Origin of the sequence: Nocardioides sp. (genome assembly GCF_030150155.1) — a bacterium.
Classification (GTDB): domain Bacteria; phylum Actinomycetota; class Actinomycetes; order Propionibacteriales; family Nocardioidaceae; genus Nocardioides.
Genome location: NZ_JASLGR010000034.1, coordinates 95,415 through 111,957, shown reverse-complemented (window position 1 = coordinate 111,957; position 16,543 = coordinate 95,415). Strand labels below are relative to the sequence as shown.

Annotated in this window: 11 protein-coding genes and 1 tRNA gene; 8 read left to right on the top strand and 4 right to left on the bottom strand. The window is 70.1% G+C overall.

The window, feature by feature from the left end; genetic code table 11:
- Nucleotides 1–4 precede the first annotated feature (4 nt).
- From Q1V88_RS10690 to Q1V88_RS10665, 6 genes are all read left to right on the top strand, one after another.
- Nucleotides 5–1,570: a LicD family protein gene (locus Q1V88_RS10690; protein WP_300681174.1), complete on the top strand. Its 1,566-nt coding sequence runs from the start codon at nt 5–7 to the stop codon at nt 1,568–1,570.
- On the top strand, nt 1,570–1,755 hold the full coding sequence (locus Q1V88_RS10685; RefSeq protein WP_300681173.1) for a DUF6752 domain-containing protein: 186 nt from the start codon (nt 1,570–1,572) through the stop codon (nt 1,753–1,755). The genes Q1V88_RS10690 and Q1V88_RS10685 overlap by 1 nt, the downstream gene beginning before the upstream one ends.
- A gap of 1 nt (nt 1,756) precedes the next feature.
- Complete coding sequence (locus Q1V88_RS10680; protein ID WP_300681172.1) at nt 1,757–3,340, top strand: class I SAM-dependent methyltransferase; 1,584 nt, start codon at nt 1,757–1,759, stop codon at nt 3,338–3,340.
- Nucleotides 3,341–3,382: 42 nt separating this feature from the next.
- Nucleotides 3,383–3,464, top strand: a tRNA-Gln gene (locus Q1V88_RS10675).
- Nucleotides 3,465–3,692: 228 nt separating this feature from the next.
- Nucleotides 3,693–6,521, top strand: a complete 2,829-nt coding sequence (locus Q1V88_RS10670; RefSeq protein WP_300681171.1) for a 5'-nucleotidase C-terminal domain-containing protein — start codon at nt 3,693–3,695, stop codon at nt 6,519–6,521.
- The gene (locus Q1V88_RS10665; protein WP_300681170.1) at nt 6,521–10,522 is read left to right on the top strand and encodes a putative Ig domain-containing protein; all 4,002 of its coding nucleotides are present in this window, start codon (nt 6,521–6,523) and stop codon (nt 10,520–10,522) included. The genes Q1V88_RS10670 and Q1V88_RS10665 overlap by 1 nt, the downstream gene beginning before the upstream one ends.
- A 106-nt stretch (nt 10,523–10,628) precedes the next feature.
- Here the strand turns inward: Q1V88_RS10665 and Q1V88_RS10660 are convergent, their stop codons facing one another.
- The 4 genes from Q1V88_RS10660 to Q1V88_RS10645 are packed head-to-tail and all read right to left on the bottom strand — an operon-like array spanning nt 10,629 to nt 13,603.
- Nucleotides 10,629–11,618 carry a hypothetical protein gene (locus Q1V88_RS10660; RefSeq protein ID WP_300681169.1) on the bottom strand — a complete coding sequence of 330 codons (990 nt, stop codon included), beginning with the start codon at nt 11,616–11,618 and terminating at the stop codon, nt 10,629–10,631.
- Nucleotides 11,615–12,508 carry an alpha/beta hydrolase gene (locus tag Q1V88_RS10655; RefSeq protein WP_300681168.1) on the bottom strand — a complete coding sequence of 298 codons (894 nt, stop codon included), beginning with the start codon at nt 12,506–12,508 and terminating at the stop codon, nt 11,615–11,617. Before Q1V88_RS10655 ends, Q1V88_RS10660 begins: the two co-directional genes overlap by 4 nt.
- A 1-nt stretch (nt 12,509) precedes the next feature.
- The gene (locus tag Q1V88_RS10650) at nt 12,510–12,776 is read right to left on the bottom strand and encodes a hypothetical protein (protein ID WP_300681167.1); all 267 of its coding nucleotides are present in this window, start codon (nt 12,774–12,776) and stop codon (nt 12,510–12,512) included.
- Nucleotides 12,773–13,603 carry a hypothetical protein gene (locus tag Q1V88_RS10645; protein ID WP_300681166.1) on the bottom strand — a complete coding sequence of 277 codons (831 nt, stop codon included), beginning with the start codon at nt 13,601–13,603 and terminating at the stop codon, nt 12,773–12,775. Before Q1V88_RS10645 ends, Q1V88_RS10650 begins: the two co-directional genes overlap by 4 nt.
- Before the next feature lie 95 nt (nt 13,604–13,698).
- On the opposite strand from Q1V88_RS10645, the gene Q1V88_RS10640 reads away from it, so the two are divergent.
- A complete protein-coding gene (locus Q1V88_RS10640) occupies nt 13,699–14,292 on the top strand; it encodes a TetR/AcrR family transcriptional regulator (protein WP_300681165.1) in 594 nt (197 codons plus the stop codon).
- Between the two features lie 139 nt (nt 14,293–14,431).
- Entirely contained in the window at nt 14,432–16,543 is a 2,112-nt protein-coding gene (locus Q1V88_RS10635; protein WP_300681164.1) for a hydantoinase/oxoprolinase family protein, read from the top strand.

Sequence of the window (16,543 nt, the reverse complement as noted above, 5' to 3'; positions counted from 1 at the left end):
TCCCGTGACGTCTGCCGAGATCACGGCCGAGGGGATCTGGCTCACCGAGGCCCCCCACGAGCCGGTGATGGTCCATTTCGACGACCGGTACCTGTGGTCCTTCACCCCCGAGCGCGACGGTGAGGAGCACGAGGGACGGGTCTTCGTCGCCTGGCCAGGCAACCTGGTCCGCTTCCTGCACGGCATCACCGAGCTGCGGCTGCAGAGCGTGGACGGCTCGACCGTCTGGTTCGACGCCGAGCACCGGTTCGGTGACTCCACCGAGCGCATCGCCGTGGTCAACAAGGCCGGCGAGCCGCTCTCGGTCGACAAGGTCGGCCACCTCGGCCGTGCCTTCCTGGAGACCCCCGCCGAGATCAAGCGCGAGATCCTGGTCGCGACCCAGGAGGTCCTCGCGGTGCTGCGCGAGGAGGCCGGCGTCGACGCCTACCTCTGCTACGGCGCGCTGCTCGGCGCGGTCCGCAACGGGAAGATGATCGGCCACGACTCCGACGTCGACCTGTGCTTCTACAGTCACCAGACCACGCCGGTCGACATCATCCGGGAGAGCTACCGGGTGGAGCGGATCGTGCGCGCCCAGGGCTGGCTCGTCACCCGTATGTCGGGCGGCGACATCAAGGTCGTCCGGGTGCTCTCGGGTGGCCTGAAGTGCCACATCGACATCTTCGGCGCCTTCACCATCCCCGGTGGGCACGGCGAGGGCGGGCGCACGTTCTACCAGTTCGGCAACCGCTCGGGCAGCTTCGACGCCGCCGCGGACCTGCTGCCGCTGGGCACCGTCACCCTGGAGGGCCTGGAGTTCCCGGCCCCGAAGAACCCCGAGGCGATGCTCGCCTTCGTCTACGGTCCGCACTGGAAGGTGCCGGACCCGTCGTTCGTCCACCGCGACAACCCGATCGGCGTGGTGCGGCTCAACGGCTGGTTCCGCGGCTTCCGCGACGACCTGCCCGCCTGGAACGACGTCTACGACCAGCGTGCCCGTGAGATCGGCCGTACGCCGACCACGTTCGCGCAGTGGGTGGCCGGCCAGATCGACCCCACCGACAAGGTCGCCGACCTCGGTGCCGGCACCGGTCGTGACACCCGCTACTTCGCCGCCGCCGGTCACGCGGTGCGGGCGATCGACTTCTCCCGGCGCTCGTTCGCCCGGACCCGCCGGATCCCCGGCCAGGTCCGTGCCGACCAGACCATGTTCAACGAGCTGCGACGGGTGCTGGTGCTCGGCGCCCGGCTCGCTCGCAACCCGCGCCACCTCTACGCCCGGCACCTGCTCGGGTGCCTCAACGAGGAGGCCCGGACCAACCTCTACCGGATGGCGTCGGTGGCCCTGCGCGGCGGCCAGGCGATGTTCCTGGAGTTCCAGGCCTGTGCCCCCGATGCTCCCGAGCCGCAGCCGCACGGACTGGTGCGCCGACTCGACCCGGACCTGATCGCCGCCGAGATCACCGCCGCCGGTGGGCGGATCGACTACCGTGAGACCGTCGAGGGTGCCGACATGTTCGACCTCCCCGACCCGGCCGTGTGTCGTATGCGCGTCACCTGGCCCGCCCCAACGAAAGTGAGCAAGTGATGGCTGCCGTCGAGACCCTGCGCGAGCGCGTGGAGCGACTGGAGGCCGAGGTCGCGGACAACCGCGTCCTGCGGCGTCGGGTGGAGGAGCTGACCGACCAGGTCGCCCAGATCCTGATCGCGATCGAGGACGGTGACCACGCCCGCGTCGACGAGCTGACCGCCGCCCTGCGAGCCTCGATCTGACGTGTCCGCCACCGAGATCACTCGCCGTGGCCTCCGCGTCGACGGCGCACCGCAGCAGCCGCTGCTGATCTTCTTCGACGACCAGTACGTCTGGTCGTTCACCCCCGGTCGTGACGGCACCCTCGACGCGGGCACGGCACGGATCGAGTGGCCGCGCGCGCTGGTGCCGTACCTGACCGGCAGCACGCACCTCCGGCTGGCGACGTACGACGGCACCGTCGTGCTGCACGACGCCGAGGTCGCCTTCGATGACGCCCCGACACGGGTGGCCTTCGTGGACGAGACCGGGGCGCCGTACTCGATCGACAAGGTCGGCCATCTGGCGCACGCCTTCGAGGAGACCTCCTCCGACGTCAAGGCCGAGCTGCTGGAGGCCTCGGCGCTGGTGCTCAAGGAGCTGCGCGAGCGCTGCGGGGTGGAGGCCTACCTCTGCTACGGCGCGCTGCTCGGCGCCGTGCGCCAGGGCACCATGCTGGGCCACGACTCCGACGTCGACCTGTGCTACTACACGCACCACACCACGCCCGCCGACATCATCGCCGAGAGCTACCGGATCCAGCGCGCGCTGCGTGAGCTGGACTGGAACGTGCTGCGGATGTCGGCCGGCGACATCAAGGTGATCTGGCCGCTCTCGGACGGCCGCGGCGCCCACATCGACATCTTCTCGGCGTTCACCATCCCCGACAGCAGCGGCGGCACGTTCTACCAGTTCGGCAACCGCAACGGGAAGTTCGACGTCGAGGCCGACCTGCTCCCGCTCGGCACCATCGAGCTGGAGGGACGCGAGTTCCCCGCACCGAAGCACCCCGAGGCGATGCTGTCGTTCATCTACGGCGAGAACTGGCGGGTGCCCGACCCGGGCTTCCGCTACCAGGACTCACCGATCGGCACCCGCCGCCTCGACGGCTGGTTCCGGGGCTTCCGCACCGAGGTCCCGCTGTGGCTCTCGGTGCTGACGCCGCCGGGGATCGACCGGATCCCGACCGGCCCCTCGGAGTTCGCCCGCTGGGTCGAGCCGCAGCTGGGGGAGGGGGCCAAGGTCGTCGACCTCGGCGCCGGCAACGGCCGCGACTCCTTCCACTTCGGCGAGCACGGGCACGACGTGCTCGCGATGGACTACTCCCGTCCCGGCTTGGGCACGATGCGCCGGATCCGTGAGGAGCGCAGCGTCGAGACGCCCGAGCTCGCCGAGCGGGTGCTGGTCGACATGATCGTGCTCAACGAGGCCCGGATGGTGATGCACCTGATCGGGCAGCTCTCCCGCGACCCGCACCACCTCTACGCCCGCGGCCTGATCGGCTCCCTCGACGAGGAGGCCCGCCACCACCTCTTCCGGCTCGCCTCGGCGACGCTGCGCGGGGGCCGGGCGCTCTTCCTGGAGTTCTCCGCGACCCGCCCCGGTGCGGACCTGCCGATGCCGGAGCCGGTCGGCCTGACCCGTCGCTTCGACGTGGACTGGCTCAGTGCCGAGCTCGCCCGCTACGGCGGCGTGATCGAGTATCTCGAGGTCGCACCGGGCACCGACATGTACGACCTCCCCGACCCCGCCGTGGCGCGGATGAAGGTGGTCTTCCCGCGGGGGTGAGCCCCGTGACCCGACTCGCGTCAACTAGTGTGTGACGCGCTTTCCCCGGTTGGTCTGCCGGCAGGGCCCGCCTGACTTTGAATCAGGACTAGCGACGTAGGTTCGACTCCTACCCGGGGAGCCACACCGCCCGACGCGCTGCGCCCGCGCCGACGACGGCGCCGACGACTGCGCTGACGATTCGCGGGTGCTCGTCCGGTCCGCCGCCGGCCCTCTCCGGATGGATCGAGGACCAATCTTTACCTGAGCGTTACCCAAGAATCCCCTGAGTCAGCCAAGGTATGGGGGTTCGGGCGACCTGGGGACCCCAGTGTCAGTGGCGTCGCCTCCACCGCACCTCAGTTGGAGCAACGTGTTCAGCACCTCACGTCTTCGGGTCGGCGCTCTGAGCGTGGCCACCCTCGCGGTCGCCTGCAGCGGCCTCACTCTGGCAGCACCGGCCCACGCGGCCGACACCACCGACCCGGGCCAGACGGTCCGGCTGCTCGGGATCAACGACTTCCACGGCCGGCTCGACAGCCGGCGCGACACCCCCATCTGGAACAACGGGTCGCAGAGCACCCAGGCCGCGATCCCGCTGCGCCTGGGCGAGGTGCTCGACAGCGAGCGTGACGACGCCACCCGGGCGGGCTTCGCCGGCAGCCTCTTCCTCTCGGCCGGCGACAACGTCGGCGCCTCGCTGTTCAACTCCTCGAGCTACGAGAACGCCGACGGGTCGGCCAACCCGGACAAGCCGACGATCGACGTGATGAACGCGCTCGGTCTGCAGGTCTCGGCCACCGGCAACCACGAGTACGACAAGGGCTGGACCGACCTGCGCGACCGGATCGTGCCGCAGGCGTCGTACGGCTATGTCGCGGCGAACGTCGTCGACACGGCCACCAAGAAGCCGGTCTTCGCCCCGTACAAGATCATCACCGTCGGCAACCTCAAGGTCGGCGTGATCGGGGCGATCACCGACGAGCTGCCCACCCTGGTCAACCCGACCGGTCTGACCGGCCTGACCATCGGCGACCCGGTCGCGGCGGTCAACACCTACGCGCAGCAGCTCACCGACGGCGACCAGAGCAACGGCGAGGCCGACATCGTGGTCGCGACGCTGCACGCCGGTGCCCCCGAGGGCACCTCGGACTGCTCGACGATGATCCCCGCCCTCACCGACGCCCAGTGCCTGGAGCGCGAGGTCGCCCAGGGCGGCACCTTCGCCGCCATCGTGACCAAGCTCAGCGCCAAGGTGAACGCGATCTTCACCGGCCACACCCACAAGAGCTACGCCTGGAACGCGCCGGTCCCCGGCCAGCCGGGCCGGACCCGCCCGATCATCCAGACCGGCGACTACGGCGACTATGTCGGTGAGGTCGACCTGACCGTCCACGGCGCCGGTACGGCGACCCCGTCGGTGACCGCGAGCCAGCCGGCCAACCTCGCCACGGCCAACGTCGTCCCGGACATGAGCCGCCCCAACCTGCAGGCGGTCAAGGCGATCCTCGACCCCGCGATCGACAAGGCCACGGCCAAGGGCAACCAGGTCGCGGGCTACATCAAGGACGACATCACCACCGCCTACGAGGGTGGGACGTACGGCGCCGACGGCACCGGCGACTACACGATCGCCGCCTCCGACCCGCGCACCGGGCGCGACCAGCGCCAGCTCGAGTCGACGCTGGGACACCTCGTCGCCGACGCCCTGGCCGACACCTCCATCCCGGGTACCGAGGGGTTCGGCAAGCCCGACCTCGCCTTCACCAACTCCGGTGGCCTGCGCGACGAGCTGCTCTACGGCGGTGATACCAGCACCAACGCTGACAACGGCGACGGCGTGGTGACCTACGCCGAGGCCAACAACGTGCTGCCCTTCACCAACACCGTGGTCTACGGCCGGATGCGTGGCTCGGACATCGTGAAGGTCTTCGAGGAGCAGTGGCAGACCGTCCAGTCGACCACCGACGGCACCTGGTCGATCCCGGCCCGTCCGTTCCAGGCGATCCAGGTCAGTGACAACGTCCGCGTCGTGCTGTCGGGCTCGAACACGATGGACCAGACCTACACCCCCGACCAGTGGCGCACCTACGCTCACGTCAAGGCGGTCTACCTCGACGGCAAGCCGATCGACCCGGCGAAGACCTACACCGTCTCCACGCTCAGCTTCCTGTCCACCGGCGGCGACAACTTCGCCGCGTTCAAGAACGGCACCTGGAGCGACGTCGGCAAGACCGACTCCGAGCTGTGGATCGACAGCTTCTGGAAGCAGCTGCACGCCTCCACCACCGACGCCGCGACGGCCGACTTCGGTCGCCGGGCGATCTGGAGCGACGACCTGCCGGCCACCCTGGTGCCCGGTCGGACCTACACGACGCACCTGTCCAACCTGGACCTGACCTCGCTGGGTACGCCGAAGGCGCTCACCCTCACGGTCAGCAACGGCACCGCCGAGCTGGCCCACGCCGACGTCACCGCTGCCGGTGCCGCGACGCTGACCTTCACGGTCCCCGCCGACGCCACCGCGCTGCGGTTCACCACCAGCAGCCCCAGCGCCGCGACGATCACGCACTTCGACCTCGCCGTCGCCACCGCTGCGGCGGCCGCCACGACCACGACGGTCGCGGTCACCACGCCGGCCGGCGCGAAGCCCGGTGCCTCGCTCGCCCTCAAGGCGACCGTCGCTCCGGCCGGTGCCGCGGGCACGGTGCGGTTCTCCGTCAACGGGACCGCGATCGGTGCGCCGGTGAGCGTCAACGCCTCGGGCACTGCCACCACGACGTACGTCGCGAAGACGGCCGGCAAGCTCAGCGTCACCGCTGCGTTCACCCCGACCGACGCGGCGGCCTTCGCTGCCTCCACGGCGGCACCGGTCAGCTACACCGTGGTGCCGGCGACGCCGGTCGCGGTCGCAGGCCGGATCACCGCCACCGCCACCACCGTCAAGGTCGGCAAGGTCAAGCGGCCCGGGGTGAAGCTGGTCGTCACCGGAGTCAACGGCGCCCTGGCCAACGGCACCGTCACGATCACCGGCCCCGGCGTCCGCAAGGTCACTGTCACGATCCGCAACGGCCGCGCCACCACCGCGCTGCCGAAGCTGATCAAGCGCGGCTCGAAGAAGGTCGCCCTCACGTTCCGCTACAGCGGTAGCCCCACGGTCAAGGCCGTCACGGTCACGAAGAAGTTCAAGGTGAAGCACTGATGCGCACTCGCACCACGGCCGCCCGTACGGCGGCCACGTCCCTGACCGCGATGGCGTTGGTGGGTGCCGGCCTGGCCCTCGCCCCCGTCGCGCACGCGAACCCGACCGGCACCGGTCTGGTGATCAACGAGGTCTACGGCGCCGGTGGCAACACCGGGGCCCTGTACAACGCCGACTACGTCGAGATCTACAACCCGACCTCGGCCGCGATCGACCTCACCGGCGTCTACCTGCACTACCGGTCGGCGACCTACTCCGGCGCCGCCTACTCCAACATCGCTCCGCTCAGCGGTGCGGTGCAGCCGCACGACTACTACCTGGTGCAGGCCAGCGCGGCCGGCACCGTCGGGAGCGCGTTCAGCTCCGACCTGGTCAGCAACCCGGCCCTCAACCTGGCCGCTGCCGGCGGTCAGGTCTTCCTGAGCACCAGCAGCAGCGCCGTCACCACCACCGGCAACCTGGCCGGGACCAGCGGCATCATCGACCTGGTCTCCTCCAGTGCCGCGACTGCCTACGAGGGCACCGTCGGCACCGCCACCGGCACCGCGGCGCTGTCGCTGAACCGCACCAACCACGTCGACACCGATGTCACCTCCGCCGACATCACCACCGCGGCCCCGACCCCGCAGAAGTCCTCGGGGGTCATCCCGCTCGGTGTCGCCACGGTGGCGGACAAGGCGTTCGTGACGAACACGGCGATCACCCCGTTCTCGGTGGTCGGCTCGGGCGGCACCTCGCCCTACACCTACACCGTCCAGTCCGGCAGCCCGCTTCCGGCCGGACTGAGCCTCAGCGCTGCCGGCCAGATCAGCGGCACGCCGACCGCCGCGGGCACCTTCCCGGTCAAGGTCGACGTGACCGACTCCGCCGCCACCCCGGCCACGGTGACGGCCAGCTTCTCGATCACCGTCACCGACCACCCGCCGCTGGCCGCGACCGGCCCCGGCGACCAGGTCGGCAACAAGGGCAGCGCGATCACCCCGTTCACCGTCGCCGCGTCGGGTGGCACCGCGCCGTACACGTTCAGCGCCACCGGCCTGCCCGCCGGGCTGACGCTGGCCACCGACACCGGCACGATCAGCGGTACGCCGTCGGCGACCGGCACCTCCGCGGTGACCGTCACCGTCACCGACGCCGACCAGGCCACCACCACGGTCTCGTTCTCCATCGTGGTCGGCGGCGCGATCGTGCCGATCCACGACATCCAGGGGATCGGCAACCTGTCGCCGTACGGCGCCCAGCAGGTGACCACCCAGGGTGTCGTCACCGCGATCTACCGCACCGGGCTGAAGGGCTTCTACATCCAGGAGCCCAGCACCGACCCGGCCGCGCGCGACCGCGCCGAGATCGCCCAGTACGGCGGCAACCCGTCCAACGCGGTCTTCGTCTACCAGAGCACGATCGACGCCGGCCTCAACGTCGGTGACTCGGTCCAGGTCAGCGGCATGGTCACCGAGTTCGCGGCGGGCACCTGCACCAGCACCTGCACGCAGACCACCACCGAGATCGTGGACGCGTCCTACAAGTCGATGCCGCTGACCGTGACGAAGCTCGCCACGTCGCTCGGCACCGTGGTGCCCTACACCGGTCCCGGTGGGGGACAGGGGGTGTGGGCCGGTCTGGACACGGCTGCGGAGAAGGAGTCCCACGAGGGCGAGCTGATCGACATGCAGCCCTCGGCCGACCAGCACTGGACCGTCACCGACAACTACGACACCAACTGGTACGGCGAGATCCTGCTCGCCCGCGGTGACAAGCAGCTGATCACCCCGACCGAGATCGCCGACGCCCAGAACACCGGTGCCGTCGCCGCCGTCACGGCCGACAACAACGCGCGCAAGATCATCCTGGACGACGCCAAGGAGGGGTCGTTCTCGGGCAGCTCGGGCAAGGAGTTCTCCTGGCTCACCCCGACCAACCCGGTCCGGATCGGCTCCCAGGTGACGTTCGACTCCGGGGACAACGGCAAGCTGATCCTGATGCAGCTGCGCGACGAGTGGCACGTCCAGCCGCGTGTCGAGCTCGGCACCGCGCCCCTGGACAAGGTCGACGGCAGCCAGGTCGCGACCTTCTCCGACACCCGCACGGCCAACCTCAAGCCGGCCGACGTGCTCAAGGCCAGCGGGAAGTTCAGCATCGGCACGTTCAACGTGCTCAACTACTTCCCGACCACCGGTGACGCCTTCGAGCGCGCCAACCTGGGCACCTGCACGTACTACACCGACCGTGCCAGCGTGAAGGTCACCGACAACACCTGCACCATCACCGCGACCGGTCAGCCCGGTCCGCGTGGTGCGGCGCTCACCGCCGCCTTCTACAACCAGGAGGCGAAGATCGTGAAGGCGATCAACACGATGGGCACCGCGCAGGCCGACGGCGGCAACGCCACCGCGATCATCTCCCTGGAGGAGATCGAGAACGGGCTGCTCTACCGCTCGCTGATCAAGGGGCTCACCCCGTGGGGCACCGGTTCGTGCACGGGCACCTTCAAGCCCACCGTCGGTGCCACCTCGGCTGCTGCGGCTGGGACCGGCACGTCGCTGTCGTGCCTGCCGCCGGGCTACGACCCGACCAACGACCGCGGTCGTGACTACGGCCCGGCCCGCCTGGTCGCTGCGCTCAACGCCGCCGCCGGCTACGACCGTTGGGCCTACGTGCCCTCGCCGCCGGCCTCGAAGCAGCCGGCCGTCTCCGACCAGGACGCCATCCGGACCGCGTTCATCTACCAGCCGGCCCTGGTCGCGCCGGTGGGCGACTCGACGATCCTGACCGGTTCGGCCGCGTTCGTGAACGCACGGGAGCCGCTGGCGCAGGCGTTCAAGGCCGCCGGCTCGGCCGACAGCCACGCGTTCGAGGTGATCGTGAACCACTTCAAGTCCAAGGGGTCGGGCACCAACGACGGCACCGGGCAGGGCAACGCCAACCCGGACCGTGTCGCCCAGGCCACGGCGCTGGTGAAGTTCGCCAACGACATGGCCGACCGGGTCGGGACGCAGAGCGTCTTCCTCACCGGTGACTACAACGCCAACTCGTCCGAGGACCCGATCCAGACCATCGAGGCCGGTGGCTTCACCGAGCTCAACGGTGCCTTCAACGGCGGGGAGTACACCTACTCCTTCGACGGCATGGCCGGCTCCCTGGACCACGTCTTCGCCAACACCCGCGGCGTCAAGCTGGTCACCGGGGTCGACGTGTGGCAGATCAACGCCGAGGAGCAGGTCGCGGGGGAGTACAGCCGGGCCAACTACAACCCGGTCTTCCTTTACAACGACCAGCCGTTCCGGGCCTCGGACCACAACCCCGAGATCATCGGCATCGACCCGACCAAGCAGGTCTCCACGCCGCGCGTGGTGCTCTCCGGCGACATCGCCGCCGTCGCCGGTACGCCGACCACCGTCGGTGTCCGGGTGATCGGCGGGGACACCCTCCCGACCGGCACCGTCACTCTCAGCCTGGCCGGCACCACGCTGGCCACGGCGACGGTCAGTGCCGACACCGCCACCAGCGACGACCTGACCGATGGGGTGGCCACCCTCACCCTGCCCGCCGGGGCGCTCAAGGTCGGCGACTACGTGCTGTCGGCGTCGTACGCCGGGGTGGAGACGTCCCGGCCGTCGGTGACGCAGGTCGTGGTGCACGTCGTCGCCCCGGCGTCGGCTGCCTCCTCGGCTGCGGCCGCAGCCGCTCCGGCCGGTGCGGTGGCGCTCACCACCCTGACCTCGCGGGTGGTCAACCCGAAGGTCCACGCCAAGCGCACCCACGTCCGGGTCAAGGTCCGGATCACCGGCCACGCCCGCACCACGGTGACCGGCACGGTCAGGGTCACCATCGGCTCGGGCAAGCACGCCCGGACCCGCACCGTGCGGGTGGTGAACGGGGTGGCCACGCTGCGCCTGGGCACCATCGCCAAGCGCGGTGTGACGGTGCTCAAGGTGGCGTACTCGGGTTCGCAGGCCTACGCGGCCCGCACGCAGACCCTCAAGGTCCGCGTGCTCCGCTAGGCCCGACCGCCTGGCTCGATCACGACAGCTGGCCGCCCAGGACCCCCGAGTAGGGGGAACCTGGGCGGCCAGTTGGCTTTCAGCGGCGGCAGCCGGGGCAGCAGGGTCAGACCAGCGTCGTCTCGAGTGTCTCGGGTGCGAACAGCTGGTCCGCGGAGATCGGGTGAGCGGCGATGCCCTGGTCCAGCGCGTAGCCGAGGAAGGTGTCGAGCACGTGCCGGTTCGGCTCCAGGCCGTAGGCCCAGAAGTCGTCGCCCATCAGCTCGCGGGTGGCCGCGGCCTCGTCGAGGAACCACGGCAGCATGACGCGCAGCGCTGCGGTCTCCTCGAAGTTCTCCTCGGCCAGTGCCTTCGCCTCGGAGAACGCCTCGAAGAGGGAGCGGGCCAGCCACCTGTTCTTCTCGTACACGTCGCGGCGCAGCACCACGACGTGCATCGTCGGGAAGATGCCGGTGCGAGCGAAGTACTCCTGCTCGGCGGCGCGGGAGTCGGCGAAGAGCCGCCGGATCGGGGCGCCCTCGCCGCCGAACCCCTGCGGGGCGCGGGGTGAGTAGATCGCGTCGATCTCGCCATCGGCGAGCATCTGGGACAGGGTCTGGTCGGCCCCGATCGGGCTGACCTTGATCGAGGCCGGCAGTTCGACCTTGAGCTTCTCCGGGCGACCCGGCTCCAGCAGGCCGCCGGTCCGGTAGGAGACGGCGTCGACCGGGAGGTCGTACTCGTCGGCGAGGATCCCGCGGATCCACACGTTGGCGGTGAGCTGCCACTCGGCGATCCCGACGGTGCCGCCGGCGAGCTGCATCGGCTCGGTGACCTCGGAGCCGGCACGGACGTAGATCCCGCTGTGCCGGAAGAAGCGCGACGGGAAGACCGGGATCGCGACGAACGGCGGGTTCTCCCGGGTCAGCCCCAGGACGTACGACGACAGCGACATCTCGGCGGCGTCGAACTCGCCGAACCGTGCCATCCGGAAGAAGGTCTTCTCGACCTGCTGCGGCAGGTAGGTGAGGTCGACTCCGGCGACCGTGACCCGGCCGTCGCGCAGCGCCTCGGTGCGGTCGTAGCGCTCGCACGCCAGCGTGATCGGGACGCTCACGCCTCACGCCCCCGCGGTGCCGAGCCGGTGAGGAACGCTCCGACGACCTTGTTGAACGCCTCGGGCTGCTCGAACATCGGCCAGTGCCCGGCGTCGGTGATCATGTCGAACGAGGCGTTCGGCATGATCTCCGCGGCGCGCCGGCCGACCTCGGGCGGCGTGGTCGGGTTGTGGTCGGACCACAGGATCAGGGTCTCGTGGGGGAGGGCGGCCAGGTCGGCCTCGGTCAGCATGTACGGCCGGTTGGCGGCACCGGGGGCCTGGGCGACGAGCTTCGGCATCGCCTCGCGCGAGTCGGGCAGGCAGTAGATCTGGTAGCGGGTCTCGACCAGCTCGTCGGTGACCGTCTCAGGCTTGTACATCAGCCACTCCAGGCGCTGGCGCACCGACTCACGGCTCGGTGCCTCCAGGGCCTTGGTGGTCACCGAGGCGACCTGGTCCCCGACGTTGGCTGCCTCGGCGGCGCGTGCCTCGTCATCGAGGAGGATGCCGGCACCGGTGACGTGCACCATCTTCCCGACCCGGTGGGGGTACGCCTTGGCGACGTACAGCATGATCCAGCCACCGAGGCTCTGGCCGACGATGTCGGCCTGCTCGATCCCGGCCGCGTCCATGAAGGCGATCACATGCTCGGCGAAGGTCGGAGCGACGTAGTCGACGTCGGTCGGCTTGTCGGTGAAGCCGTGGCCGAGGGCGTCGATGGCGTGCACGCGGAAGCCCTGCGCGGCCAGGTCGGTGATGTTGCGGCTCCACCCCTCGACGTGACCGGTGATGCCGCTGAGCAGGATCACGTGGCGGTCGCCGGTGCCGGCCTCCAGGGCGCGGGTGCGCCACGGTCCGGCCTGGTAGAAGCGCACCTCGGCGCCAAGGGTGTCGGTCCAGATGGTCATCTCAGTGTCCTGCTTCTTTCAGAGTCAGCGTGTGGGAGTAGAGGTCGAGGGGGCCGACACCGGCAGCGCCGAGGATGTTCCACATCAGCATCGGGTTGAGGCCGAGCGCGACGAGTCCGTGGGCGTCGAGGGCCAGCACTGCCTCGAGCTCGGCGGGGGAGAGGTCGTAGCCCGCCAGGAAGCCGCGCGGATCGGCGAGTAGCTCCTGCGGGGCGGTCGGCCGGCGGTCGAGGTCGTGGGCGAGGTGGCTGAGGGCGACGAGGGTCATCGGACCGCCTCGATCCCGGCGATCGCGAGCTCGGTGATGCCGATCCCGGTGACCCACGGGGCCATCGGGGCGTAGGCCAGCGTGCGGGCGGGGCCACCGGCGCAGGCGGCGGCAGTGAGCCACGTCCTGATCTCGAGCGCTCCGTTGCCGGCCTCCTCGAGGATCTCGGCATCGGTCATCGCGGCGATCGCGTCGAGCTCCCCGGCTTCGAACCAGTCGAGGACCCGGCGGTCCCACTCCTCGTTGATCTCGCCCATCCGGGGGACGGCGACCCAGTGCGAGAGGGCGCCGAGGCCGAGCACCGCCACCGTGGTCTCGGCGGGGAGCTCCTCGATCGCGCGACGCAGCGCGACCCCCAGCCCCTGGCAGCGCTTCAGCGTCGGCAGCGGCGGTTGGTTGCAGCTGAGGTAGAGCGGAACGACGCGACGCTGCTGCAGCCCCAGACGCTTGACCGGGACCAGGAAGCCGTGGTCGAGCGGCATCTCGTGGGCGATCGCGACGTCGAACTCCGCCGCGACCAGCGAGGCGTGCAGCGCCTGGGCGGTCTGCGGTGCGCCCGCGACGTCGTCGACCGGGATGCCGTGCTCGCGGATCGCCCGGTGGATCTCGGCGGAGCCGATCGCGAAGATCGGGAGGTTCTCCAGTCCGAACGCCTCCTGGTGGTCGGGGGCGATCAGGACGATGACGTCGGGGTCGGCGGCGGCGATCTCGGCTGCCATCGCGTCCCAGGCGGCGGCCAGCGCGGCGCCGTTGTCGGAGTCCGCATGCGGGGCGCGGACGATGCCACTGACATGCGACGTGGTGCCGGCGAAGACAAGGGTGCCCATAGGCCAGACGGTCGCATGTGACCGTGCTCACTGTCAACTGACACGACATGATGTTGTCCATCTGGCGCGATCGAGCGATCGCCTATCATTGCCCCGTGAGCCTCAGGAGTGCGCAGAAGCAGATGACCCGCAGCCTGCTTCTGGCATCGGCCCTCGAGGTCTTCGGTGAGAAGGGGTACGTCGGCACGACCGTCGACGACATCGCTGTTCGGGCGGGGGCCAACCGAGCCACGTTCTACCTGCACTTCTCGTCGAAGTCGGAGCTGATCGCGGCGCTCCTCGGCGAGGTCTCCGAACTGGTCGTCTCGACCGACAAGCCGACCCTCACCGAGGTGGTCGCCTCGGGCGAGCGCGGCAAGATCGAGGCGTTCTTCGCGCGCCGGTTCGACCATTGGCCGCAGATGATGCCGTACGTCGTCGTGGCGAATCAGGCTGCGGACGTGGAGGCCGCGGTGCAGGTGATGGTCGATCACTGGCATGAGACGGCGATCGCCGAGATCACCGAGGGCCTCACGATCGCCGGTCGCTTCGCGCCGGAGACCCGTCGGGCGCGCGCTCTGGCCGCCTTCGCGCAGCTGGAGTACTACTCCCGGCGCTGGGCCCACGTCGGCGGGTGGACCGACCTGGTCACCCGCCCGACCGCGCTGCACGTGCTGACCGACTCCTGGTACTCGCTGCTCGTCGGCTGAGCGACCTTCGCGACACCGAACGCCCCTGGGGATGACCCCAGGGGCGTTCTTCGTCTCTCGATTGACAGTCTGTCGAGTGAGTCTGCATGATGTGCGTCACGTTCAGTGACCACAGTCACACGATTCATCGGAGGAACCCGTGAGCTACTACGTCGGCATCGACATCGGCGGCACGTTTACCGACGCCGTCCTCTTGGACGACGAGGGAGTGGCACGCCTGCTCAAGACGCCGACCACCCTCGACGACCCCGCCCGCGGCGTGAACAACGCGCTCGCCCTGGCGGAGGCCGAGCTCGGCCTCGAGGAGGGCTCGCTGCTCTCCCAGGTCGACTACTTCGGTCTCGGCACCACGGTCGCGACCAACGCGCTGATCGAGCGCAAGGGCGTCAAGACCGGCATCCTGACGACCAACGGGTTCCGCGACACGCTGCTGATCCAGCGTGGCATGGGCCACTGGGCGGGCAAGGAGATCCACGAGATCACGCACTTCTCGCGACGTGAGCATCCGCAGCCGGTGGTCCCGCGTGAGCTGACTGCCGAGGTCGTCGAGCGGATCGACTACAAGGGCGCGGTGATCGCCCCGCTCGACGAGGAGTCGGTCCGGGTCGCCGTACAGGGTCTGCTCGACCAGGGGGTGCAGGCGATCGCCATCGTGCTGCTCTGGTCCTTCCGCAACCCGGCCCACGAGCTGCGGGTCGCCGAGATCGTGCGCGAGATGGCGCCTGAGGTCTACCTCTCGGTCTCCTCGGACCTCGCCCCGGTGCTCGGCGAGTACGAGCGCACCGCGACCACCGCCCTCAACGCCTACCTCGGGCCGCACGTGGCGCGCTACATGGCGAGCCTGCAGGAGTCGCTGCACCGCCGCGGCATGACCGGGACGCTGCGCATCCTCGACTCCGGCGGTGGCGTGATCACCCCCGAGCGCTGCGGTGAGACGGCCGTCTCCGTGCTCACCTCAGGGCCGACCGGCGGCGTGCTGGCCTCGGCCAAGCTGGCCGAGCAGCTCGGCACCCCGAACGTGCTGACCACGGACATGGGTGGCACCTCGTTCGACGTCGGGATGATCCTGGACTTCGAGCCGGTGGTGAGCCCGCGCCAGGAGGTCAACGGCTACCACGTGCTCAAGCCGGCCGTGCAGGTCACCGCGATCGGTGCCGGCGGCGGCTCGATCGCCCAGGTGGTCGACGGCCAGCTGCTCGTCGGCCCGGAGTCGGCCGGATCGGTGCCCGGTCCCGCCTGCTACATGCGCGGCGGCACCCGCCCGACGGTGACCGACGCCGACGTCGTGCTCGGCATCATCGACCCCGAGTACTTCCTCGGCGGCACCTTCGCCCTGGACCGCGACGCCGCCGTCCGCGCGGTCAAGGAGCACGTGGCCGACCCGCTCGGCATCTCGGTGGAGGAGGCGGCGGCCGGGATCAAGCAGATCGCCGACCACAAGATGGCCGACCTGCTCGACACGTTGACCGTCGGCAAGGGTCACGACCCGCGGGACTTCGTCGTCTATGCGTACGGCGGCGCCGGCGGTGCCCACTGTCACGGCTTCGGCCACGAGCTCGGCGTGCAGTCGGTGATCGTGCCGTCGACCGCCACGGTGCACTCGGCGTTCGGCGCTGCGATGAGCGACCTGCACGTCTCCGCTGAGTTCTCCGACCCGCTGGCCACGCCGGTGTGGGAGGGCGCGGCGGCGATGCTGCCGGCCGACCGGATCGCGGAGAACCTCGCCCGACTGGAGGCCCAGGTCCGCACCCAGCTCCTGGACTCGGGTGCCGAGGAGGACCGGATCCACGTGCTGCGCTACGCCGAGGTCCGCTTCCGGATGCAGTCCAAGAGCCTCTCGGTGGCGCTGCCGGCCGGCGAGCTGACCGCGGCCGACATGCAGGACCTGCTCGACGCCTTCATCGCCCAGTTCGAGGAGCTCTACGGCCCTGAGGCGGTCTTCACCGGCGCCGGTGTCGAGATCCCCTCGGTCCGAGTCCAGGCCAAGGGCGAGCTGAACAAGCCGGAGATCACCACGGTCATCTCCGGTGGCTCGGCGCTGGAGGTCGAGCGACCCAGCACCCGCCAGGTCTACCTACCCGGCGGATGGACCGAGGCCGAGGTCGTCCGCGGCACCGGCCTGAAGCCGGGTGACGAGGTCACCGGCCCCGCGATCATCGAGCACCCCGGCACCACCATCTTCATCGGCCCCGGCCAGCGAGCCGTCATCGACCGCCTCGAGAACACCGTCATCACCACGAAGGAGAGCTGA

Excerpts from the sequence above, each read along its gene's own strand:
- Q1V88_RS10685 (WP_300681173.1), top strand. The coding sequence starts at position 1,570 with ATGGCTGCCGTCGAGACCCTGCGCGAGCGCGTGGAGCGACTGGAGGCC.
- Q1V88_RS10665 (WP_300681170.1), top strand. The coding sequence starts at position 6,521 with ATGCGCACTCGCACCACGGCCGCCCGTACGGCGGCCACGTCCCTGACC.
- Q1V88_RS10655 (WP_300681168.1), bottom strand. The coding sequence starts at position 12,508 with ATGACCATCTGGACCGACACCCTTGGCGCCGAGGTGCGCTTCTACCAG.
- Q1V88_RS10650 (WP_300681167.1), bottom strand. The coding sequence starts at position 12,776 with ATGACCCTCGTCGCCCTCAGCCACCTCGCCCACGACCTCGACCGCCGG.
- Q1V88_RS10645 (WP_300681166.1), bottom strand. The coding sequence starts at position 13,603 with ATGGGCACCCTTGTCTTCGCCGGCACCACGTCGCATGTCAGTGGCATC.